Origin of the sequence: Peteryoungia algae (assembly GCF_030369675.1) — a bacterium.
Taxonomy (GTDB): domain Bacteria; phylum Pseudomonadota; class Alphaproteobacteria; order Rhizobiales; family Rhizobiaceae; genus Allorhizobium; species Allorhizobium algae.
Window position 1 is genome coordinate 982,351 of the sequence record NZ_CP128477.1, and the last position, 22,609, is coordinate 1,004,959.

General features: G+C 62.5%; 24 protein-coding genes. 15 read left to right on the forward strand and 9 right to left on the reverse strand.

The window, feature by feature from the left end:
* Positions 1-80: 80 nt before the first annotated feature.
* The 4 genes from QTL56_RS04985 to QTL56_RS05000 all read left to right on the forward strand — a co-directional run bounded on the left by QTL56_RS04985 (position 81) and on the right by QTL56_RS05000 (position 3,764).
* Complete coding sequence (locus tag QTL56_RS04985; protein ID WP_370660326.1) at positions 81-1,385, forward strand: efflux RND transporter periplasmic adaptor subunit; 1,305 nt, start codon at positions 81-83, stop codon at positions 1,383-1,385.
* A 9-nt stretch (positions 1,386-1,394) separates the two neighbouring features.
* Complete coding sequence (locus QTL56_RS04990) at positions 1,395-2,111, forward strand: ABC transporter ATP-binding protein (RefSeq protein ID WP_229575508.1); 717 nt, start codon at positions 1,395-1,397, stop codon at positions 2,109-2,111.
* Positions 2,101-3,306, forward strand: coding sequence for an ABC transporter permease (locus QTL56_RS04995; RefSeq protein WP_229575509.1), 1,206 nt, complete (start codon positions 2,101-2,103; stop codon positions 3,304-3,306). The genes QTL56_RS04990 and QTL56_RS04995 overlap by 11 nt, the downstream gene beginning before the upstream one ends.
* A gap of 116 nt (positions 3,307-3,422) precedes the next feature.
* Positions 3,423-3,764 carry a hypothetical protein gene (locus tag QTL56_RS05000; RefSeq protein ID WP_245136824.1) on the forward strand — a complete coding sequence of 114 codons (342 nt, stop codon included), beginning with the start codon at positions 3,423-3,425 and terminating at the stop codon, positions 3,762-3,764.
* 69 nt (positions 3,765-3,833) lie between these two features.
* Here the strand turns inward: QTL56_RS05000 and QTL56_RS05005 are convergent, their stop codons facing one another.
* From QTL56_RS05005 to QTL56_RS05015, 3 genes are all read right to left on the reverse strand, one after another.
* Positions 3,834-4,550: a phosphodiester glycosidase family protein gene (locus tag QTL56_RS05005; RefSeq protein WP_370660345.1), complete on the reverse strand. Its 717-nt coding sequence runs from the start codon at positions 4,548-4,550 to the stop codon at positions 3,834-3,836.
* A gap of 123 nt (positions 4,551-4,673) precedes the next feature.
* Complete coding sequence (locus QTL56_RS05010; protein ID WP_245136822.1) at positions 4,674-5,378, reverse strand: 4Fe-4S dicluster domain-containing protein; 705 nt, start codon at positions 5,376-5,378, stop codon at positions 4,674-4,676.
* Between the two features lie 98 nt (positions 5,379-5,476).
* The gene (locus tag QTL56_RS05015; protein ID WP_229575513.1) at positions 5,477-7,042 is read right to left on the reverse strand and encodes a trimethylamine methyltransferase family protein; all 1,566 of its coding nucleotides are present in this window, start codon (positions 7,040-7,042) and stop codon (positions 5,477-5,479) included.
* A 270-nt stretch (positions 7,043-7,312) separates the two neighbouring features.
* Here QTL56_RS05015 and QTL56_RS05020 point away from each other — a divergent pair, with 270 nt between their 5' ends.
* Positions 7,313-8,014, forward strand: a complete 702-nt coding sequence (locus QTL56_RS05020; protein WP_229575514.1) for a cobalamin B12-binding domain-containing protein — start codon at positions 7,313-7,315, stop codon at positions 8,012-8,014.
* Positions 8,015-8,038: 24 nt separating this feature from the next.
* On the opposite strand, the gene QTL56_RS05025 is transcribed toward QTL56_RS05020, so the two are convergent.
* Complete coding sequence (locus tag QTL56_RS05025) at positions 8,039-8,173, reverse strand: hypothetical protein (protein ID WP_280640729.1); 135 nt, start codon at positions 8,171-8,173, stop codon at positions 8,039-8,041.
* Between the two features lie 54 nt (positions 8,174-8,227).
* On the reverse strand, positions 8,228-8,389 hold the full coding sequence (locus QTL56_RS05030) for an entericidin domain-containing protein (RefSeq protein WP_229575515.1): 162 nt from the start codon (positions 8,387-8,389) through the stop codon (positions 8,228-8,230).
* A gap of 37 nt (positions 8,390-8,426) precedes the next feature.
* Here QTL56_RS05030 and QTL56_RS05035 point away from each other — a divergent pair, with 37 nt between their 5' ends.
* Positions 8,427-9,053 carry a DUF1638 domain-containing protein gene (locus QTL56_RS05035; protein ID WP_229575516.1) on the forward strand — a complete coding sequence of 209 codons (627 nt, stop codon included), beginning with the start codon at positions 8,427-8,429 and terminating at the stop codon, positions 9,051-9,053.
* Positions 9,054-9,079: 26 nt separating this feature from the next.
* On the opposite strand, the gene QTL56_RS05040 is transcribed toward QTL56_RS05035, so the two are convergent.
* Entirely contained in the window at positions 9,080-9,247 is a 168-nt protein-coding gene (locus tag QTL56_RS05040; protein ID WP_370660327.1) for an entericidin domain-containing protein, read from the reverse strand.
* 219 nt (positions 9,248-9,466) lie between these two features.
* Between QTL56_RS05040 and QTL56_RS05045 the strand changes: the two genes are divergently transcribed.
* From QTL56_RS05045 to QTL56_RS05080, 8 genes are all read left to right on the forward strand, one after another.
* Positions 9,467-10,114 carry an exopolysaccharide biosynthesis protein gene (locus tag QTL56_RS05045; RefSeq protein ID WP_245136821.1) on the forward strand — a complete coding sequence of 216 codons (648 nt, stop codon included), beginning with the start codon at positions 9,467-9,469 and terminating at the stop codon, positions 10,112-10,114.
* Positions 10,115-10,125: 11 nt separating this feature from the next.
* A complete protein-coding gene (locus tag QTL56_RS05050; protein WP_245136820.1) occupies positions 10,126-10,902 on the forward strand; it encodes a formyl transferase in 777 nt (258 codons plus the stop codon).
* Positions 10,903-11,010: 108 nt separating this feature from the next.
* Entirely contained in the window at positions 11,011-11,313 is a 303-nt protein-coding gene (locus tag QTL56_RS05055) for a virulence factor (RefSeq protein WP_245136819.1), read from the forward strand.
* On the forward strand, positions 11,306-11,902 hold the full coding sequence (locus QTL56_RS05060; protein WP_229575521.1) for a methylenetetrahydrofolate reductase C-terminal domain-containing protein: 597 nt from the start codon (positions 11,306-11,308) through the stop codon (positions 11,900-11,902). The genes QTL56_RS05055 and QTL56_RS05060 overlap by 8 nt, the downstream gene beginning before the upstream one ends.
* Positions 11,903-11,905: 3 nt before the next feature.
* On the forward strand, positions 11,906-13,003 hold the full coding sequence (locus QTL56_RS05065) for a methylenetetrahydrofolate reductase (protein ID WP_229575522.1): 1,098 nt from the start codon (positions 11,906-11,908) through the stop codon (positions 13,001-13,003).
* Between the two features lie 83 nt (positions 13,004-13,086).
* On the forward strand, positions 13,087-14,049 hold the full coding sequence (locus tag QTL56_RS05070) for a methyltetrahydrofolate cobalamin methyltransferase (RefSeq protein WP_229575523.1): 963 nt from the start codon (positions 13,087-13,089) through the stop codon (positions 14,047-14,049).
* 111 nt (positions 14,050-14,160) lie between these two features.
* Positions 14,161-16,194: an ASKHA domain-containing protein gene (locus QTL56_RS05075; RefSeq protein WP_245136818.1), complete on the forward strand. Its 2,034-nt coding sequence runs from the start codon at positions 14,161-14,163 to the stop codon at positions 16,192-16,194.
* Positions 16,195-16,321: 127 nt separating this feature from the next.
* Positions 16,322-18,106 (forward strand): SLC13 family permease, encoded by a 1,785-nt coding sequence (locus QTL56_RS05080; protein ID WP_229575525.1) that lies wholly within the window; start codon positions 16,322-16,324, stop codon positions 18,104-18,106.
* Between the two features lie 275 nt (positions 18,107-18,381).
* On the opposite strand, the gene QTL56_RS05085 is transcribed toward QTL56_RS05080, so the two are convergent.
* Both QTL56_RS05085 and QTL56_RS05090 read right to left on the reverse strand, forming a co-directional pair.
* Entirely contained in the window at positions 18,382-19,422 is a 1,041-nt protein-coding gene (locus QTL56_RS05085; protein ID WP_245136817.1) for a sensor histidine kinase, read from the reverse strand.
* Positions 19,423-19,780: 358 nt separating this feature from the next.
* Positions 19,781-20,377, reverse strand: a complete 597-nt coding sequence (locus tag QTL56_RS05090; protein WP_229575527.1) for an NAD(P)H-dependent oxidoreductase — start codon at positions 20,375-20,377, stop codon at positions 19,781-19,783.
* A gap of 98 nt (positions 20,378-20,475) precedes the next feature.
* Between QTL56_RS05090 and QTL56_RS05095 the strand changes: the two genes are divergently transcribed.
* Positions 20,476-21,102: a TetR/AcrR family transcriptional regulator gene (locus tag QTL56_RS05095; protein ID WP_245136816.1), complete on the forward strand. Its 627-nt coding sequence runs from the start codon at positions 20,476-20,478 to the stop codon at positions 21,100-21,102.
* 31 nt (positions 21,103-21,133) lie between these two features.
* Here QTL56_RS05095 and pdxR read toward each other — a convergent pair whose 3' ends face one another.
* Positions 21,134-22,585: a MocR-like pyridoxine biosynthesis transcription factor PdxR gene (pdxR, locus tag QTL56_RS05100; protein WP_245136815.1), complete on the reverse strand. Its 1,452-nt coding sequence runs from the start codon at positions 22,583-22,585 to the stop codon at positions 21,134-21,136.
* Between the last annotated feature and the right edge of the window lie 24 nt (positions 22,586-22,609).

The following is a 22,609-nucleotide window of genomic DNA, read 5'->3' on the forward strand; positions in this document are numbered from 1 at the left end:
ATCTCCATGCAAACGGAACAATGACGCCGATTGACCCGGATCAAGGGCGCGGCGCCGGTTCTGGTCCAGGTTGTGGGCCGATGCATTTCTGCGACGGAGTGGCTGTGAAAGACGACGTGAAATCCGAGACTTCTCCCGAGACGGAGGAACTGAAGGTCATCCTGGCAAATGCGGCGCGGCCGAAGGCCCGCTGGGGGCTGCGTATGCTCGGCCTTCTGGTTCTGGCCGGCCTTGGTTACGGTGCCTATCTCTGGTCCGCCGGCGGAACCACCGTCAGTTACACCACAGCCGAGCTGAAACCCGGCGACCTGACCGTCCTTGTGACCGCCACCGGCTCGGTCGAGCCGACGGTCCAGGTCGATGTTTCCTCCGAGCAATCGGGCACGGTCCGCGACGTTCTGGTCGACTTCAACAGCGAGGTGAAGAAGGGCGACGTTCTGGCGCGCCTCGACACCGACAAGCTGAGCGCCGACCTGAAGGCCAAGGAGGCCGCCCTCGCCTCTGCCCGTGCCTCCGTATCGAAGGCGCTTGCCGACGAGCAGTCCGCCAAGGCCAAGCTCGACCGTCAGACCACGCTGGTTTCGAGCCGTGTCTCCACCCAGCAGGATCTCGACACGGCCGAATATACGTTCCAGGCCGCCTCTGCCGCACGCCAGAGCGCCGAAGCCGATGTGATCTCGGCAGAAGCAGCCCTCGAACAGGCGAAACTCTCGGTGTCCAAGGCGACCATCGTGTCGCCGATCGACGGCATCGTACTCTCGCGTGACGTTGACACAGGTGCGACCGTCGCGGCCTCCCTCGAGGCGCCGACACTGTTCACCCTTGCCGGCGACCTGCGCCAGATGGAGCTGCAGGTCTCGATTGACGAGGCCGATGTCGGCCAGGTCGCCGTCGGCCAGACCGCCACCTTTACGGTCGATGCCTTCCCCGAGCAGCGCTTTCCGGCCGAGATCACCTCGATTCGCTACGCTGCCGAAACCGTCAGCGACGTCGTCACCTACAAGGGCATCCTCTCGGTTGCCAATGACGATCTTCTTCTGCGCCAGGGCATGACCGCGACGGCCGACATCGTCGTCCAGTCGGTCGAAAACGGTCTTCTCATCCCCAATGCCGCCTTGCGTTATTCTCCGCCGGCCACCGCCACAGCCGAAACCACCGGCGGCGGCAGCGGTGTCTTCAGCCTCTTCCGCCCGCCGCGCGAGGCGGCGCGCAGCGCACCCGAGCCCGAAGGCAGCGAACGCACGATCTGGTTGCTGCGAGACGGTGAACCCGTCGCGGTCAACATCGAGATCGGCGCATCCGACGGACAGAACACCGTCATCGTCAAGGGCGACGTGAAGCAGGGCGACCGGGTCATCACCGACCAGACCGTCCGCAACGGCTAAAGGCGCGCAATGGCCTCCTCCCCTCTCCTCGAGTTTCGCCAGATCTCCCGCATCTATGGACGCGGCGAGGCGACGATCCGTGCCCTCGACCGGGTGGACCTGTCGATCGACCGAAATGAATTCGTCGCGATCATGGGACCCTCCGGCTCCGGCAAATCGACCGCCATGAACATCCTCGGCTGCCTCGACGTGCCGACCTCGGGCCAATATCTCTTCCAGGGCATCGACACGACCGGCTTCAACCGCGCGCAATACACGCTTCTGCGGCGCCACATGCTGGGTTTCGTCTTTCAGGGTTTCAACCTGCTCCCCCGCACCTCCGCCGTCGAAAATGTCGAATTGCCACTGGTCTATCGTGGCATGGATCCCCGCGAGAGACGTCTGCGCGCGATGAAGGCGCTTGCCCAGGTCGGCCTGGCCGGGCGCGAGAATCACACGACGCAGGAACTCTCGGGCGGTCAGCAGCAACGCGTCGCGATCGCCCGTGCCATCGTCACCAGCCCCGCCGTGCTGCTCGCCGATGAGCCGACCGGCAACCTCGACACGAAGACCAGTCGCGAGATCATGGAACTCATCACCGGCCTCAACCGTGATCACGGCATCACGGTCATCATGGTCACCCATGAAGACGATATCGCGGCTTATGCGAAGCGGACCCTGCGTTTCGTCGATGGGCATATCCAGTCCGACAGCGGGATCCAGGAGGCACGCGCCCATGTTCGGTGAAACCCTGAAGCTGGCGCTCCGCGCGATCAGCCGGAACCTTCTGCGCTCCTTCCTGACGGTGCTCGGCGTCGTCATCGGCGTTGCCGCCGTCATCGCCATGGTGACGATCGGCAACGGCACGACCGCCCAGGTCACCAGCGAGATTTCCAAGCTCGGAACCAATCTTCTCTTCGTCCGCCCCGGCCAGTTCGGCCCGGGACGCGCTGCAACCGATGCCAAGAAGTTCACCATCAGAGACATCGAGGCGATCCGCGAGCAGATCCCCGGCCTGCGCGCTGTCGCCGCCATCAACCAGTCCAGCCAGACCGTGATCTTCAGCGGCCAGAGCCGCCAGACCTCGATCATCGGCTCGGGAGACGATTACCTGATCGCACAAAACTGGGACCTGGCCTCTGGCCGAACCTTCCTGGCTTCCGAAGAGCGCGGCGGCCAGGCAGTCTGCCTCGTCGGCGAAACCGTCCGCTCCAAGCTCTTTGGCTCGACGCCGGCGATCGAACAGACGATCCGGGTCGGCAGCGTCGCCTGCCAGGTGATCGGCATTCTCGCCAAGAAGGGTCAGAGCGGCATGGGCAGCGACCAGGACGATGTCGTGATGATGCCGCTCAAGGTCTTCCAGCGCCGCATCGGTGGATCGACGGATGTCTCCAGCATCATGCTCTCGGCCGATGACGGCGTGTCGACCTCCAAGGTTCAGGCCGATGTCGAGCGCCTGCTGCGGGAGCGCCGCAAGATCGTGGCAGGGCGCGAAGACGATTTCAGTGTCAACGACATGACCCAGATGGCCGCGACGCTGACGGGCACCACCACCCTGATGACTGGCCTGCTCGGCGCGGTCGCGGCCGTCTCGCTGCTCGTCGGCGGCATCGGGATCATGAATATCATGCTGGTCTCCGTCACCGAGCGCACCCGCGAGATCGGTATCCGGCTGGCGATCGGTGCGGTCGAACGACAGGTGCTCATGCAGTTCCTGGTCGAAGCCGTCACACTCTCCGTCTTCGGTGGCGTGGTCGGCATCGCGCTGGGCCTGGCGATCGCCTATTCGGCCGTGACGCTGATGTCTGTCCCCTTCGTTGCAAGCCCCTCGATCATTCTGCTCGCCTTTGTCTTCTCGGCGGCGATCGGCATGGTCTTCGGCTATTTCCCGGCCCGGCGCGCCGCCCAGATGAACCCGATCGACGCACTCCGCCACGAGTAAGGCGGCCCTGCGACCACCGGGGCAAGCCTCGGGCAAACTTGTTGTGGTGTAGCTGGCCCTAATGGATGCGGGCCCGCCCCGTTTCCGAGAGTCCTGACCATGTGAGGAGCAAGCCCATGTCAGTCTTTCCGGATCGCGACAGCGTCGCCGCCAAGATCGCCTCGATGCAGGAACCGGACCAGGCCTTTCTGAAGCTCATCTTCGAGAACCCGGCCCAGGACGATGCCCTGCTTGAAGGCCTTTGCCTCTATCTCGACATCGCCTCTGAATCTCGGTTTCTCAATTCGCTGAAGCTCGAGCGCAATGGCGAATGGATCGGCCTCAATGCGCCGACCCGCCTGCAGATCAGGCTGATGGAGGCCGCACGCTCCAGCCAGCACCCGGCCTTCACTTCCTTCCGCGCCGGTCTTGCCCGCTCCGGCGGCCTGGAGCGCGCCTATCCGAAGGCTGCCGTCTAGAACATTCCGGGAAAACAGAGAGATAGGGCGTTTGCGGCGATCCGGTTTTCGCCGGAACGACCTGATATCCTATTGTGGAATGGGCATGCTCACCGAGAGGATCGGGCCCATGGGAAACAACCGGTCCATCCGCTTGTCCTCGGCGCTGAACACGCTCGAAATCGTCCCGTCGAGATAAAGCGCATTGTCGCAGCCCAGCCGGTCGCGGAAAAAGACCGCGAAGTCGTAGAACCGCACCGGCACTCTCGACACCACCATATGCACATGGCCCTCGGCATCGACGCCCACACCGTTGCGGATCTTGTAGCTGTCGCTGTCCGGCAAGAAACGTGGATGCAGCTTGCCATCGATGACGAGCATCGGCCCCGATTGCGTCCCGAAATCAGGCGCAACGCCGCGCGCGACGAAGGCCTTCGTCTCCATCACCTCGGCCTTGCCCTGCGTCATCAGAAAGACGCCATTCGGCAAGAGGTGGAAATTCCCCCAGCCGCCAGTGGTCACCGCCGGCTTCGACACCTTGCCATATTCGGCAAAATAACCGACGGGCGAGAGGTCGTCGTGATACATGCCGGCATTCATGGCAAAAAGCAGCACGCGCCGTTCGGCCCAGAGCTGCCGGCGGAGCGTCGCGAAGCCGCCATAGGCCTGGCCGTCGAGTGAGGCGAGATGCGTTCTTATATCGTAGCGACCGGGATCGAAGCGGCAAGCGAGATAGCTTGTGCTCCCCTCCTGCATCTGATCGCACGCGGCATGCGCCAGCGTCGGAAGGGAGAAAGTCGCAGCCATCAAGCCGAGTATGGTTAGGAAGTATCGCACGCAGAGCCCTTTCGCTGGCTCCGCTACTTGGCTGTGATTCCGGGCATTGTGAAGGCCGTTTCCCAGGAATTCCCCAAGCGATCGCACGGGCTCTCAGCCAGGCAGCGTCAGGGCCTGCATGTGAAAGCGCAGTAGTGCGTCGGGATAGCGATGCTCGACCCCGACAGGACAGGCATTGCGAGCAAGGCAACCCGAAACCATGCAGCCACCCTGCCCCGCCACAGTCGCAAGGTGCTGCCGACAGCGCGCGACATCGAAGCTGTTCTCCAAGACGGCCCCGACCGGACACGCCGACAGGCAGGGTTTTTCGAAACAGCGATCGCATGGATGCGCTTTTGCCTTGCCAACCGCCCCGATCTCTTCGCCCCAGTTACGAAACAGGAGCGCGCCGCGATAGCTGTGCCAGAGCCCGTATTGCGGATGGATCAGAATGCCGAGCGGCGAGGCCTTCAACCCTTCCGCCTGCATCGCCCATCTCTGAAATGGTTGGTAAGGCGGCTCTGACGGATAACAGGCCGAAGCCCCGAATTGCGCCGCCACATCGCCGATCACGAATTTTGACCAGCGATCCAGCGGATCGGCCCCGCCACCGTCAGTTTGCGCCTCCCGCCAGGCACTGAAGATCGGCCACATGGCACCACCGGCGACACCGACCAGCACCACGACCGAAACCGGTCCGTCATCGCCAAGCAACGCTGCGGGCTCTCCGTCTCCGAACCGAAGCACCCCACGGCATGAAAGGCCGAACCCTGCCAGCCGCGCATCGATTTCGGTCAGAACGGATGAAGGGCCGCTCATCGCGGCCCCTCGATTTTATAATGGGGTCGCCAAACCTCCTCCTGGATCATGTCGGCGACCTTGGTGGCTCCGCCTTGCTCCCTGGCAACGGGACCCTTTCAAGTGAAGGCGTCGGGCATCGAATCCTTGCGGCCAGCGATGAAGGCCAGCAGTGCCTCGTCGATCGCAGGATCGAGCGGCGGCGCCTCGTAGCTGTCGAGCCAGGAGCGGCAGAGTGTGTTCGCCCGTTCCTCGACGCGCTTGCGTCCCTCGATTTCCCACTGCTCGAACGAGTTGTTGTCGGCCAGTGCAGAACGGTAGAAGGCGGACTGGAAGTTCGCCTGCGTATGGGCGCAACCGAGATAATGGGCACCGGGACCCACTTCGCGGATCGCATCCATCGCCTGGCCGCTTTCGCTGAGATCCACGCCCTGCGCCATCTTCTGCATCATGCCGAGCTGGTCCTGGTCGATCATGAACTTCTCGTAGCAGGCGGCAAGACCGCCCTCGAGCCATCCGGCCGCATGCAGAACGAAGTTGGCACCGGCCAGCAGTGTCATGTTGAGCGTATTGGCGCTCTCATGGGCGGCCTGCGCATCCGGAACCTTGGACGCGCAGAGCGACCCGCCGGTACGGAAGGGCAGCCCCATGCGCCGCGCGAGCTGCGCTGCTCCATAAGAGACAAGAGCTGGCTCCGGCGTGCCGAAGGTCGGCGCACCCGACTGCATCGAGATCGAGGCGGCAAACGTTCCGAATAGCACAGGAGCACCTGGGCGGATCAGCTGCGTGAACGAGGCCCCGGCCAACACTTCGGCGAGGATCTGCGTCAGGGTTCCAGCAACCGTGACCGGGCTCATTGCGCCGGACAGAATGAAGGGTGACACGACGGATGCCTGGCCGTGACGCGCATAGACCTTCGACGCCCCGAGCATGGTCTCATCGAAGACCATCGGCGAGTTGGCGTTGATCAGGTTCAGCATGACGCAATTGTTTTCGACGAAGTCGTCGCCGAAGACGAGTTTCGCCATGGCGATCGAATCTTCCGCCCGTTCCGGCGCCGTCACCGAGCCCATGAACGGTTTGTCGGAATATTTGATATGGGTATAGACCATGTCGAGATGGCGCTTGTTGACGGGTACGTCGACCGGCTCGCAGACCGTGCCGCCCGACGAATGCATCGACGGCGCCATATAGGCGAGCTTCACGAAATTGCGGAAATCCTCGATCGTCGCATAACGCCTGTTGCCGTCGAGGTCGCGCACGAAGGGCGGGCCATAGACCGGCGCAAACACGGTGGCATTGCCGCCGATGCGAACGCTGCGCTCGGGATTGCGCGCATGCCAGGTGAATTCCGAAGGCGCCGTCTTCAGGAGCTCGCGGCAGAGCCCCTTGGGGAAATGCACCCGCTGTCCCTTTACGTCGGCGCCGGCATTCTTCCAGAGTTCCAGCGCCTCGGCGTCGTCACGGAATTCGATGCCGATTTCCTCAAGCACGATGTCGGCATTGTGCTCGATCAGCTGAAGGCCCTCTTCGTCCAGAACGTTGTAGGGCTGGATCTTGCGGGTGATGTAAGGCATGGCGGGGCCGGAACCACCGCCGCTGCGCGAGGCCCTGCGGGCTGCGGCGCCACGTCCCTCGCCGCGAGAACGACGTCCTGCACCCGGTTCTTCGATGATCTCATCCATGTCTGCTTCCTCGCTCGAGCGCTCGTCCGCGCTGCTTCTCTCCTCCATTATGCTATTCCAATCTGCATGTGAAACCATCCTTTATGCGCCAACCGCTTGCGTCTCACAGACATCGCATTTCGCACGGCTAGTCTCACACCGTCGCATTTCAGGGTCGCCGCGTCGTAATCGAAAAGAGTTTTTCACGAACTTGAGGTTTAACTTTCCTTCGGGCAATCTCATGCCCGGCGCGATCGGAATCGCGTTAAAAAAGAAGCGGGAAGCACCACCATGGCCGAAGATGACATCATTCTTTCCGAACTCTCCGATGAAGAGCTCGTGCAGCAGATGCATGATGACCTCTATGACGGCCTGAAGGAGGAGATCGAAGAAGCGACGAACATCCTCCTGGAGCGTGGCTGGGTGCCCTATGACGTCCTAACGCAGGCCCTCGTCGAAGGCATGCGCATCGTCGGCGTGGATTTCCGCGACGGCATTCTTTTCGTGCCGGAAGTTCTGTTGTCGGCCAATGCCATGAAAGCCGGCATGACGATCCTGCGACCGCTTCTCGCGGCCACCGGCGCACCGAAACAGGGCAAGATGGTCATCGGCACCGTGAAGGGCGATATTCACGACATCGGCAAGAACCTCGTCGGCATGATGATGGAAGGTGCAGGCTTCGACGTCATTGACCTCGGCATCAACAACCCGGTCGAAAACTATCTGGAAGCCCTGGAACGCGAAAAGCCCGATATCCTCGGCATGTCGGCTCTGCTGACGACAACCATGCCCTATATGAAGGTCGTCATCGACACGATGAAGGAAAAGGGCATTCGCGACGATTACGTCGTGCTCGTCGGCGGTGCGCCGCTCAACGAGGAATTCGGCAAGGCCGTTGGCGCCGATGCCTATTGTCGCGATGCGGCTGTCGCCGTCGAAACGGCCAAGGACTTCATCAGCCGCAAACACAACAGCCTGGGCGCTCGCGCCTGATCCGCGAAACGGCGAAGCCGGCCCTTAAAGGCCGGCTTCTGCGTAGAATTCTCCCTGGGGGGCCGTCGCCATGGTCTGCCAGGCGACATGCCCTCCGGCATACAGGATGGCCGCCAGCATGTAGATGGCACTGGCCTTCGCGATGGTGGTGAGCGTCATGCTCCCTCTCCTGTTTCAGATGCGCTCAAAGCGGTGTCCCCCGCGCGGTCGCGATTAGCGGGAAGCTGCGGCGTCGACGTTGTTGGCAGCGTTCTGGGTCGCATCGACCGTGTTGGCAGCGTCCTGGCCAACGCCGCGGATGGTATTGCCGCAAGACGACAATGCGAAGACGGTGACGAGAAGAACGGCGCCGGCTGTCAGTTTTTTGGCCATCATGTGTATGTACCTTCTGTCTGGTGAAGAGTGGATTGCGATGGAACAACGCGCAAATTCGGAAAAGGTTCACGTGATCGCATGCGGAGCGATCGCGCGCGAAATTCTGGCCGTGAAAGCTCTGAATCGGCTCGATCATCTGACGCTGGAATGTCTGCCGGCCATCTGGCATGTCTGGCCGGATCGCATCGCCCCGGCCTTGCGCGAAAAGATCGCGGAGGCCCGTGCTGCCGGCCACGAAAACATCTTCATCGGCTATGCGGAATGCGGCACGCAGGGTGAAGTCGACAAGATCTGTCGTGAGGAAGGAATCGAGCGCCTTTCAGGCCCTCATTGCTACGCCTTCTTTACCGGCACGGAGAAATTTCTCGCCGAATGCGAGACGGAATTTACCGCCTTTTACCTGACCGACCTGATCACCCGGCAGTTCGAGGCATTCGTCATCGAACCCCTGAAGCTCGATCGACATCCCGAACTGCGCGACATGGTCTTCGGAAATTACACGAAGATCGTCTATCTCGCCCAGACCCAGGACGCCGAGCTTCAGGCGAAGGCAAAATGGGCGGCGGATTATCTCAAGCTCGACTACGAATACCGTTTCACCGGTTATGGCGATCTGGCACCGGAACTGGTCGCAGCAGCAGGTGTCGCGGCCGAGACTGCCTGAAAACCGACAGTTCCGGACACGCCTGCTCAGTTGATGGAATTCGCGACGCTGCGGCCCGCATCCTGCGTCGCATCGACCGCATTGCCGAGATCGCTGCCAATCCCGCGGATCGTGTTGCCGCAGGACGACAGACCGATCGTCATAACGATCAACATGGTCACAAAACCTGCACAGCGTTGAAGAACGACAGTCATCCTGATTCCCCGTCTGATCAAAACAAGACGACCTAGGTGACAAGCGCTTGCGAAAAAATCAAGGCAACAGCCTAAGCCGGTTCCAGGATGGTTTTCGCATGATTCACCCTCTCTTTACCATTCCCGAAAGCACGGCAGCGTCACCGATCCGCTTTAATCGCCCTGTAATAACCCTGTGCAAACGTGGCGATAGGTCAACAAAAAACAAGAGATCAAGGAATGACCGACAGGGCGGAAACATGGGTGGCGGGTCTCGTCACCGCGCGTGAACATCATCAACCCGAGAACCTCTCGGACCTTCTGGTACGGCTGGCCCGCACCACGGACCGCAAGGTGACGATCCGCGACATCGCGATCGCCCTGCAGGACCGGTCCTTCGGCGCCTTCCTTCTTGTCTTTGCCCTTCCCAATCTCGTGCCCATGCCCCCGGGCGCCACCTTCATTCTGGGGCTCCCGCTGATTTTTGTCGCCTGGCAGATGGTCGCCTCTCCCGGCGGACGCGTCTTCTTTCCGCGTGTCGTCAACGCGTATGGCGTTGAACCGCAGACATTCGAGGCCATCGTCAGTCGCCTCGTTCCCTGGATGCGCCGGGCCGAAAAGCTCGTGATCCCGCGCTTCTGGCTGTTCGAAAGCCGATTCGCAGAGCGCGTGATCGGTCTCTTCGCCCTGATCCTCGCAGTCGTCGTCTTCCTGCCGATCCCGCTTGGCAACTGGCCGCCGGCCTTCGCCCTTGCGCTGCTCGGCTTTGCCCATTCCCAGCGTGACGGCCTCGGCGTCATCATCGGCTGCGCCCTCGGCCTCCTTTCACTGCTACTCGCCGGCTTCGTCGTCTACACCGCCATCGCCGTCGTTTCGCTCGTCGTCTGATGCCCGAAACCATGGCCGAGCCGATTCGCCGTCCGGTGGTCGTCATGACCGCCGGCGGCCTCAATCCGACCATCGTGGTCCAGCACCTCGCCAGAAGCGGCCACGACGTTCACGTCCTGCTGGAAGATCCCGAGGGCAAGGGCGAGATCACCCGCCGTCGCGCCCGCAAACTCGGCTGGACCGCTGCCCTTGGCCAGCTCGGTACGATGGTTGCCGCCCGCCTCCTGCGCCGTCTGGCCGATCGTCGTGTCGCAGAACTGCTCAGCCTTCACAGTCTGGAACGGGATCTGCCGAAGACAATCCCCATCCACCCCGTCACCTCGATCAACGCTGCGGATACGACAGACCTCGTCGAAAAGATCCAGCCCGGCGCCATCCTTCTCGTCTCTACCCGCCTGATGTCGGAGCGCCAGATCGCAGCAATGCCCTGCCCGGTCATCAATCTGCATGCCGGCATCAACCCCCATTACCGCGGCCAGATGGGCGGCTACTGGTCCTTGCGCGAAAACGACGCGCAGAACTTTGGCGCCACACTCCATCTCGTCGATGCCGGCACCGATACAGGTGGCACGCTTTACGAAGTCCGCACCCGGCCTGCGCGCACCGACTTCATCTCGACCTATCCGCTGCTGCTGACGATTTCCGCCCTGGAGATCACCCGCCACTCGATCGAAGATGCGCTCCACGGCCGCCTGTCTCCGAAGGTCCCGCAAGGCCCCTCCGCTCTCCGCTTTCCGCCAACGCTCTGGTCCTGGATCTGGTGCGGCATCACGCGCCGAATCTGGTAAAATCAACAGGACTCATGGCAGCGTCGTATTTGGCGACAAGCGACGTCGTGAAAAGCGCAGTCCGGCGAATGCCCCCCGTGCATTCTGGTCTCAAAGGGAGAGAGTGGCATGGCAGACAAGATCGTCGTTTACTGGCGGGATATTCCAGCGCAGGTAATCGTCAAGCGGGGGCGCAAATCCGCCAAACGCGAACTCTCGCTGCGCTTCACCGAAGCCATCGACATGGCCGCAATGCGCTCCGGCGCTGCCGAGACCGACGCCTATCTCGCCGACTGGCGCAAGGCTGATCCGGTTCCCGTCGGAGACGACATGGAAGCGGAAGCGGAAGCCGCGGCCGCCGAAATCGAGGCGGCCTACGACAAGGCCCGTCTCGTCGCACTCGTCCATACCGGAGGCCGCGACAATGGGTGAGCCGCAACTCGTCGATCCCGGTCCTCCGAAAAAGGGCAATGCCGCCCCTGCGGCCAAGGCCAAGACCGGCGCCTTCACGCCAGCCGGCGTCTCGCCCAACCGCCGCGCCCGCCGCTCCTATACGATACGCCTCTGGGCCGTGCGCAATTCGCGCCTGCTCGAATGGATCTACCGCAATTTCGCCAGCGCCTTTCTCTTCCTCCATCCGGTCTGGAAGGCGCTCGGTTATAGCAGGGTCGAAACCCCGGTCACCTTTGTCGAGCGCAATGTGAAGGGCCTCCTCTTCGACTGTCGCATGTGCGGCCAATGCGTACTGTCCTCCACCGGCATGTCATGCCCGATGAACTGCCCCAAGCAACTGCGCAACGGCCCCTGTGGTGGTGTGCGCGCCAATGGCAATTGCGAAGTCGAGCCCGACATGCCCTGCGTCTGGGTCCAGGCCTGGAACGGTTCGCGCAACATGGTGTCAGGTGACGCGATCCTGAAAGTGCAAAAACCGGTCAACCAGTCGCTGCGCGAGACATCCTCCTGGCTGCGGGTCACGGCGGAAGCCGCCGCCGAGCGTGAAAAATCGGCAAAGGAAGCCTGACCCATGGCCCATATCGACGAAAACCCGCTGGGTCCGCATCTGCCGCTCGATCCCTTGCCCGGCCACTCTTCGCTGGGCCGCCTCGAACGCGTGCTCCGACGTGGTGAGTTCGCCGTCACTGCCGAGCTCAACCCGCCAGACAGTGCCGATCCGGAAGACGTGTTCGAACGCGCAAAGATCTTCGACGGCTGGGTCGACGGCATCAATGCGGTGGATGCCTCGGGCGCCAATTGCCACATGTCCTCCGTCGGTATCTGCGCGCTTCTGACCCGCATGGGTTATGCCCCGATCATGCAGATCGCCTGCCGCGACAAGAACCGCATCGCCATCCAGGGCGACGTGTTGGGCGCTGCCGCCATGGGCGTCGCCAACATCATGTGCCTGACCGGCGACGGCGTGCAGGCGGGCGACCAGCCGGGCGCAAAGCCGGTCTTCGACCTCGACTGCATGTCGCTGCTCGAAACCGTGCGCACCATGCGCGACGAATCGAAATTCCTCTCCGGCCGCAAGCTGACCACGCCGCCCAAGGTCTTCCTCGGCGCCGCGATCAATCCCTTCGCCCCGCCTTACGACTTCCGTCCCTATCGCCTCGGCAAGAAGATCGAGGCCGGCGCCCAGTTCGTCCAGAGCCAGTACTGCTTCGACGTGCCGATGTTCCGCGATTACATGAACAAGGTCCGCGACCTCGGTTTCCATGAGCAATGCTACATCCTGGTCGGCGTCGGCCCACTCGCGTCGGCCAAGACCGCCAAATGGATCCGCTCCAACGTGCCGGGCATCCACATTCCGGATTCCGTCATTGCGCGCCTCGAAGGTGCGCAGGATCAGAAGAAGGAAGGCAAGCAGCTCTGCATCGACATCATCAACGAGGTGAAGGAGATCGAGGGCGTCTCCGGCGTTCATGTCATGGCCTATCGCCAGGAAGAATTTGTCGCCGAAATCGTCCACGAATCCGGCATCCTCAAGGATCGTCGTCCCTGGAAGCGCGAACACGGCCGGGCCGATGACATGGCCGCCCAGCGCATGCACGAAATCGGCGCCGATCCCGTTCAGGACCAGCAGGAAATGGCGGCCAAGGCCGCTCATCCCCAGCCGCACTGAGCGCAGCCCATTGCTTTTTCCCGGCACCTGCCGGCACAACCCATTCCCGCCGCGCGTCAGCCGGCAACGACCGGAGGACTGAAATGACCCGCACCATCGTCGCATCCGCCACACGAGAAATCATCATCGGCTTCGACCAGCCCTTCTGCGTGATCGGCGAGCGCATCAATCCGACCGGCCGCAAGAAACTCGCCGCCGAGATGATCGAGGGCAATTTCGACACGGTCATAAAGGACGCGCTGGAACAGGTCGCGGCCGGCGCCACCATGCTCGACGTCAATGCGGGCGTCACCTCCGTCAATCCGAACGAGACCGAGCCGGCGCTTCTGGTCAGGACCATGGAAATCGTCCAGGGCCTGGTCGACGTGCCCTTGTCGATCGATAGTTCCGTCACCGCCGCCATCGAGGCGGCCCTCAAGGTCGCCAAGGGCCGCCCGCTGGTCAATTCGGTCACCGGCGAGGAAGAAAAGCTCGAAGCCATCCTGCCGCTCTGCGCCAAGTATGACGTGCCGGTCGTTGCCATTTCCAACGACGAGACCGGCATTTCGATGGACCCGGATGTACGCTTTGCGGTGGCCAAGAAGATCGTCGAACGGGCCATGGATTACGGCATCAAGCCGCATGACATCGTCGTCGACCCGCTGGTCATGCCGATCGGCGCGCTCGGCGATGCCGGCCGCCAGGTGTTCCAGCTGCTCTACCGCCTGCGCAACGAGCTGAAGGTCAACACCACCTGCGGCCTGTCCAACATTTCCTTCGGCCTGCCCCACCGCCACGGCATCAATGCCGGCTTCATTCCCATGGTCATTGGCGCCGGCATGACGTCCGCGATCATGAACCCCTGCCGCCCGCAGGAGATGGAAGCCGTCCGCGCCGCAAACGTCCTGAACGGCACCGACCCGAACTGCGGCAACTGGATCATGACCTACCGCGACCACAAGCCTGCCGAAGCCGGTGCGCCGGCGTCCACAAGTGCGCCGGGAGCCTCCAGCGGTCGCCGCGGCGGTCGCGCGGGCCGGACGGGTGGAGGCGGCGCCACGGAGTGAGCCTGTCCTCCGATCTCCCCCCTTGTGGGGGAGATGTCACGCAGTGACAGAGGGGGTTGATACCTCCGCGCAACAGATGAGGGAGACGTCCCTCGCAACCGGAAGACCAGAATGACAGACGCCGCTGATCCCCTCGTCCTCTTCATGCCATCGGGCAAACGTGGCCGATTCCCGGTCGGGACATCCGTGCTTGAAGCCGCCCGCACGCTCGGCGTCTATGTCGAAAGCGTGTGCGGGGGGCGCGCCACCTGCGGGCGTTGCCAGATCGAGGTCCAGGAAGGTCAGTTCGCCAAACACGGCATCACCTCCGCCAACGACCACATTTCAGCCATCGGGCCGAAGGAAAAGCGCTACGCGGAAATCCGCACCATCCCGGCCGGGCGGCGCCTGTCCTGCTCGGCCCAGATCCTCGGCGATCTCGTCGTCGATGTGCCACCGGATACCGTGGTCAATGCCCAGGTCATCCGCAAGGCCGCGACAGACCGGACTTTCCCGCGCAACCCGGCCATCCAGCTCTGCTATGTCGAGGTAGACGAACCCGACATGCACAAGCCACTGGGCGATCTCGACCGGCTCAACCTGATGCTCGAAAAGGATTGGGGTTTCAACGACATCCTCGTCGCCCAGCATCTCCTTCCGGATGTTCAAAAGACCTTGCGCAAGGGGAACTGGGGCGTTACCGCCGCCATCCACCGCGACCTTGATGCATCGCGCCCCAACATGATCGCGCTCTGGCCCGGCCTGCACAACGAGGCCTATGGCATTGCCTGCGACATCGGCTCGACGACGATTGCCATGCATCTCGTCTCGCTTCTGTCAGGCCGCGTCATCGCCTCCTCCGGCACATCAAACCCGCAGATCCGCTTCGGCGAGGACCTGATGAGCCGCGTCTCCTACGTGATGATGAATCCGGATGGGCGCGAGGCCATGACCAGGGCTGTCCGTCAGGCGATCAACGAACTGACGGTCAAGGTCTGCGCGGAGGCCGGCGTCAATCCCGACGACATTCTCGATGCGGTCTTCGTCGCCAATCCGATCATGCACCACCTCTTCCTCGGCATCGACCCGACCGAACTCGGCCAGGCACCCTTCGCGCTCGCCGTGTCAGGCCCCGTCCACACCTGGTCGCGCGAGATCGATCTCGCCATCAACCACGGTGCGCGCATCTACTGCCTGCCCTGCATTGCCGGTCATGTCGGCGCGGATGCAGCCGGCGCCACTCTGTCTGAAGGCCCGCATCGCCAGGACAAGATGATGCTGCTCGTCGATGTCGGCACCAATGCCGAGATCGTGCTTGGTAACCGCCAGCGCACCGTTGCCGCCTCCTCGCCGACGGGCCCGGCCTTCGAAGGCGCGGAAATCTCCTGCGGCCAGCGCGCCGCCCCCGGCGCCATCGAACGCGTCCGCATCGACCCAGACACGCTGGAGCCACGTTTCAAGGTCATCGGCGTCGAGCAGTGGTCGGATGAAGAGGGCTTTGCCGAAGCCGCGAGCAAGACCGGTATCACCGGCATCTGCGGCTCGGCCATCATCGAGGTCGTCGCCGAAATGTATCTGTCGGGCGTCATCTCCACCGACGGCGTGGTCGATGGCGGCATGGCCGCCAAAAGCCATCGCATCCTCGAAAACGGCCGCACATTCTCCTATCTTCTGCATGACGGCGCCCAGAAGATCACCGTCACCCAGAACGACGTTCGTGCCATCCAGCTCGCCAAGGCCGCCCTTTATGCCGGCATTAAGCTCCTGATGGAAAAGCTCGCCATAGACACCGTCGACACCATCCGCTTCGCCGGCGCCTTCGGCTCCTTCATCGATCCGAAATACGCGATGGTCCTGGGCCTGATCCCCGATTGCGAACTCTCGGAAGTCAAAGCCGTCGGCAATGCCGCCGGCACCGGCGCCCTGATGGCCCTGCTCAACCGCGACTACCGCCGCGAAATCGAGGAAACCGTCACCCGCATCGAGAAGATCGAGACCGCACTGGAGCCGCATTTCCAGCAACTCTTCATCGACGCCATGGCCCTGCCGAACAAGGTCGATCCGTTCCCGAAGCTGTCGGCGACGGTGACGCTGCCGGAGCGGAAGGTGCTGGCGGACGGCGATGGCGAAGGTGGCGGCCGCAGACGCCGCCGATCGAGGGAATAGCCGCAGGCATCAATTGCGCCTGGGTTAGCGTCGCCGGAGATTGCCCCGACAGAAATTTTCTTCCTTCAAGGGAGCTTGTTCCCGTCTGGCGCGTTCAGCGTGGTCGGTATCATGGGGCCATCTCTATATGTTCACAGAGTTCTTTGCAGACTACCAGGCGCAGGTTGCCCTGGGGCTGGTCGTCTTGCTGTTTGCCTTTTTCGTCTGGGAGAAATACCCCGCCGAAGTCACCGCGTCTGCCGGGGCCGCCCTCTTCATCGTGCTCGGCTTCGTGCCGACCGACAAGGCGATGGCCGTCTTCTCCAACTCCGCCCCCCTGACGATCGCCGCCATGTTCGTGCTCACGGGCGCTCTTGTGAGAACCGGTGTCCTTGAACGCGTGGCCGGCCTCGTTTTGGAGCGGTCGAAGACCTATCCGAGGCTTGCCCTCGGCGTCTTCCTGTTCACCGCCCTCGTCGCATCCGCCTTCATGAACAATACCCCCGTCGTGCTGGTGCTCATCCCGATCGTGATCCGGCTTGCCGCAGCGCTCGACATCGCCTCCACCCGCCTTCTGATCCCCGTTTCCTATGCGGCCATTCTTGGCGGCACCTTGACCCTGATCGGCACCTCCACCAGCCTGCTCGTCGATGGCGTCGCGCGCGGCCAGGGTCTGGAACCCTTTTCCCTCTTCGAGATCACGCCGGTCGGCCTCGCCACGGCCGCGACCGGCATTCTCACCATGCTCGTGCTCGGCAAGTTCCTGCTCCCGGATCGGCGCGACGAGGGCGGCGAACTGGAGAATGAAAACGACGCCGAATATCTTTCGGAAATCACCGTGTTGTCAGACGGTCCCTTCACCGAAAAACCCGTCGGCGAGATCGCCGAATTCAAGCAGCCTGGACTGCGCATCACCGGCATCCGCTCGAATGGCGAGATGATCCGAAAGGGCCTCAATGCCCTGACCCTGAGGAAAGGCGACAGCCTGGTTGTTCTGGCAAAGTCGGCCGAACTCCTCACGCTGAACAACCTCGAAGGCCTGCGCGTCGGTCAGCGTCGCGGAACGTCGGGCGAAGGCGAACGTTCGGTGGTCGAAGCCGTCGTCGCACCCGGACGGTTCTCGCAAGGCATTCGCCTTTCCACCCTTACGCTCGGCCGCCGGTTCGGCGTGCGCATCTTGGGCGCGCACAGGCATAAGCACGTGCCTGGCCCCGATCTCGGCAATGTCCGGCTTCGCCCGGCCGACAAACTGCTACTCGAAGGCACGCCGGAGGCGCTCGACGAACTCTCCCACGAAAGCGAGCTCGTATCGGTCACCCGCTCGACCGCGCGCGCCTTCCGTCCGACCAAGGCACCACTGGCGCTGCTCGCGCTGGGCTTGGTCGTCGTCCTTGCGGCCTTTGACGTCATGGATATCGGCATCCTCGCCATGATCGCCGTCCCCGCCATCCTCATCCTGCGCTGCATCGATGCAGACGAGGCCTGGGGATCGATCGAGGGCGGCATCCTGATCCTCATCTTTTCCATGCTGGTCGTTGGCCAGGGCCTGCAGGAGACCGGTGCGGTGACACTTGTCGTCGACACCGCCATGCCGCTGATGTCCGCCGTCTCGCCCTTCGTGGTCCTGCTTCTCGTCTACGCGCTGTCCTCGACATTGACCGAATGCGTGACCAACAACGCCGTTGCCGTCATCCTCACACCAATCGTAATCGGTCTTGGCCAACAGCTCGGCATAGAGCCGCGCGCCCTTGTCGTCGCCGTCATGTTCGGCGCCAGCGCCAGCTTCGCGACCCCCATCGGCTACCAGACCAACACCCTGGTCTATGGTGCCGGCAACTACCGCTTCAGCGATTTCGTCAAGATCGGCCTCCCGATGAACATCATCGTCGGCTTCGTCACCTGCTACGCGATCTATCTGTATTATGGGGTTTGAACTGGCAGGTGACGGCGCGCGAGGACGACGAAATGTTCCGGCATCATCGCCGGAAGGAGAGCGAGAGCAGCCACGGCATTTGGCAGCTCAGGCGCAAAGGAGATGCACGAACCCGTTCGGAAAACGCAGTGAGGTCCAGGTCGAATGCGCCATGCCTGCGTGTTACGTCCTGGGCAGGTGAATTCCACTGTGCCGAGCGCAAACCGACCGTTGCACGCGCAGTTAAGAGCAAATGACCTTGTAACTGCCAGGAATGTCAGCTGAATGCTGCATTCCTACAGTTCGCGAATGTCCTTCAGACTGCCTCGGAACGTGGCAACGAGCCCGTCCGGCAAATAGCGCTTCTCGGCATCGCCATTGCCAACCAAGCCCAGCTGGATGAGGCGGGAACCGAAGCCTCTTCTGACCGGATCGGCAACGATTGGTCCGCCCGATTCCTTCCATGTCACGGTCAGCATTGGCTCAGACGCATCTGTTTCGATCTGCCAAGAGAGGTCCACGCGTCCTTCCGGAAGAGAAAGTGAACCATACTTTGCAGCATTGGTGGCGAGCTCATGCAGCAGCATCGACATCGAAAGTGTCGCTCTCGGTCCTAATTCCAGTTCAGGACCAATCGCGTAAATCCTTCCAGCGTCGTCATGCAGGTTGAGCAACAGGCGAACCACCCGTCCGAGAGGGGCGGCTGTCCAGTTCTCCTGCTGAAGCTGATCGTGCGCCAGATCGAGTGCAGATATCCGGCGCTGAAAGGCCTGCACCGCGTCTCTTTCGGCTACCTTTTTGAGCGTTTGATTGGCGATGGCCTGGACCATCGACAGCGTATTCTTCATCCGGTGCGAGATCTCCTTGTTCAGGAGGTCCTGCCGGGCCTGCGCTGCTTCCCGTTCGCGCAAGAGTTGCCGCAATTCAATCTGCCGCATGACCTGACGCGCCAGAACGCGGAGTGCAGTTTCCTGGAGCGGAGAGAGAGATCTCGGTTTGTAGTCCAGGACGCAGACTGTCCCGATGGCATGACCAGCCTCCGTCTTGAGCAAGGCGCCGGCATAAAACCTCAGATTTGGCTCACCAGTGACGAGTGGATTACAGGCAAAGCGCTCGTCCTTTGTGGCATCCGGCACCATGAGGAAATCTTCCTCCAGGATCGCCTTTGCACAGAACGAAGAATCTATCGGTGTTTCCCGTACGCCAAGGCCGACTTCCGCCTTGAAGAACTGCCGATTCTTGCCGATCAGGTTGACCACCGCGATCGGTGTTTCGCAGATCTGCGAAGCGAGTTCCGCGATGTCATCGAAATCGCGCTCACGCGGGGTGTCGAGCATGTTGTAGGCTTCGAGGGCCTCAACTCGATCTGCTTCCCGATCATGCACAATCATACGTCAGAACCCGATATACCCAATCGAATCATGAGTGCCATCTCTGCCATCGAGATGCAACCGGTGCACATCGACGCCTCGGGGGGAAACTGCGCGATTACCGCTTGCCGCAGGGGAACATCGGCCATTCGGCTCAAAATTGGCATGATGCGCATGGCATGCGCGGGTCAATCGACCTGTGGTTTAAGCAAAATCCTGGCAAATGATTTCATGGGGTCGTCGAGAACACCCCCACGCTTACCGGCAGCAATTCAACCATGAGCGCGGGTCGCGGACAGTGTCCTCACGGCCCAAGGCGCCTCGCTCACCCCAGAATGTCGGGCGCTGCCTCCACCATCTTCGTCAAAGCCTCCGCCTTCGCCCCGCGCACCGGCCCGCAATACTTCACCTTGAGATCCCTGAACCCGCAAAAGCCGAGGATCTGCCGGCGCAGAATCTTCACCCAGCCATTGCCATAGCCCCATTTGAGGAAGAAGGTCGGCGTGTCGGACGTGATGACCACGCGCGCCTTGCGGCCCTTGAGCAGTGCCAGCGGAAACGCCTTTCCGTCGACATATTGAAAGCCGAATCCCGGCATCAACAGCCGGTCGAAGAGACCCTTGAGCTTGGCCGGCGCCGCCCCCCACCAGAGCGGATGCACGATGACAAGACGGTCGCACCAGGTGAGGCTTTCGGCCAGGGCCTGAAGATCCGGCTCCCAGTCCATCCGGGCCCGATAACCGTCACGAAGATTGGCGTCGAAGTCCAGAGCCTCGAGATGCACCAGCCGCACCGTCTGGCCCTGCTGGCGGGCGACATCCGCAATTCGTTCGGCCATGTCCCCGCACAGGGTTTTCCGTGCCGGATTGCCGTTCAGGACGAGTACGCGCGATGGCTGCGCATCGCGTGACAGGAAGGACATGAGGGATCCTCTTGTTTTTGACCACGGTCATTTTATGCTGCGTAAATTGACCTCGGTCAAGTTAGTTTTGGCGTAGGCTCGTCCAAAAGGAATCGCGCATGAAACTTCGCCAGTCCCGCAGCCGCCAGACCCGAGACCAGATCCTTGGCGCCGCGCGCGAGCTTTTTTCGCGCCAGGGTTACGAGCCGACCAGCATCGACCAGGTGGCCAGCGCGGCAAAAGTGGCGAAATCGAGCGTCTTTGCCCATTTCGGCGACAAGGCCAATCTGCTGGCAGCACTCGGCCTGGGCGAAATCGAGAAGCTGGCGGAGGCTGGCAAGGCAGAAGTCGCAAGGGCCGACGACCGCCCGCTGGCTGAGCAACTGCGCGCCCTGCTCCAGCCTTGGCTCTCCTATTTCTGCCGGGAACACGCCTTTGCCGGCCTCTATCTCAGCCAGTCCGCCTTTACCCGCGGGCCCCATACGGAGGCCTTTCTCGATCTCTGTTGGGTGCTGGAAGATCAGGTGGCCGAACTGTTCCGCAAATCGCACAAGGGATCGCTGCCGGCCGAGCGGGCGCAACTGCTCGCGCGCGGCGTTCAGGCCCTGTTTCACGAAGTCATCGTCTTCGAGATCTCCGGCTGGATCGTGCCGCCGGAGAGCGCCGAGATCATGCTTGGCCGGTTCCTCGATATCTGGATCGCAGGCGCCCAACAGACCTCGATACCGCCGGACCCCATCGCCTGAGATCCGGAATCCGCATCTGCGAATTTCGGCGTCAGGCGAGCCCGGCGAGAAACCGTCGTGCTGCGCCGGCCAGAACCTCGGGCGGAAAACCGGAAAAGCCGATTACCAGGCCGCGCCGTGCCGGCAAGGCCCGATAGAGCGGCGAAAGCGCCTTGACACCGAAGCCGGACTCGAGCGCCTTCTGCGCAAGCCCGACATCGTCGTTTCTGGGCGGAAGGTCCGCCACCAGGTGCAGGCCCTGCTCGGGCGTGGAAACGGCGAACGGCCCTGGCTGCAACGCCTCCACCAGCGCATCCCGCGCTGCTCGGACCCGTTTTCGCGCCCGCTTGATATGCGCCGAAAAATGCCCGTCGCGCAGGAATTCCGTCAGCGCATCCTCCGATAGCGTCGAGGGGAAGCGGTCGGTTAGCCGGCGAATGGTCAATATGCGCTCACGCAAACGTCGCGGCACGACAAGATAGCCGATCCGGAAACCCGGCAGCAGCGTCTTGGAAAACGTGCCGAGATAGATGACATGGCCCGATCCATCGATCCCCTGAAGGGCACTCAGCGGCGGGCCGGCGAAGCGGAACTCGCTGTCGTAATCGTCCTCGATGATGTAGGCGCCTGCAGACCTTGCCCAGTCGATCAGCGCCAGCCGCCGCGTCATGGACAGCGTGACACCGAGCGGATACTGGTGCGACGGCGTCACGTAAACGGCCCTTGCATCCGGCCGCGTCGCGATGCCGGCGGCAACATCGATCCCCTCGCCATCGACCGGTACGGGTGTCACGGAAAGGCCCGCCCCCTCGAACAGCTCCCTTGCGGCGGCATAACAGGGATCCTCCAGCCACACCGGATCTCCTGGTTTGAGCAGCGCCCTCACCGCGAGATCGAGACCCTGCTGGGTTCCCGACGTCATGATGACCTGCTCGGGCTCGCAGACAACCCCGCGCGCCGCCTTGAGGTAAGCGGCGACTTCCACACGAAGCGCCAGGCTCCCGGCCGGATCATTGTAGTGGAAATGCCGCGGCGACGGTTTCATCAGATGCCGGTTCATCAGCATGCGGAAGATCCTCAGTGTCGTCTCGTCCGCCGTCGAACAGCCCAGCGCACCCGGAAGCGGCGCTCGCCCTTCGTCGCCCCTGATCTGCTGGGAGACGTGCGGGACGGCCTCCTTGGCGACCTCCGGGGAAAACTGCGGCAAAACCGGCGCCGGCTGGACCAGCGGCACGGCCTCGGCCACATAAGTGCCAGCCCCGACCCGCGCCTCGGCAAAGCCATCCGCCACGAGCATCTCATAGGCCGCCACTGCAGCGCCCCGCGACATGCCGAACCGTGCCGCAATGTCCCGTGTCGTCGGCAGCTTGTCGCCAGGCCGCATCTGCCCGCTTTCGATCAGCCCCCGCAGCGACCGGTAGAGCGCCTGGCGCCGCGGCCCCGTGGCCGGCAGCACGGGCGTACTGGCCGACCAGTCGGAATTGGTTCTTACTTTCCTTGCCATCATGGATCTTCTTTGGACCAATCA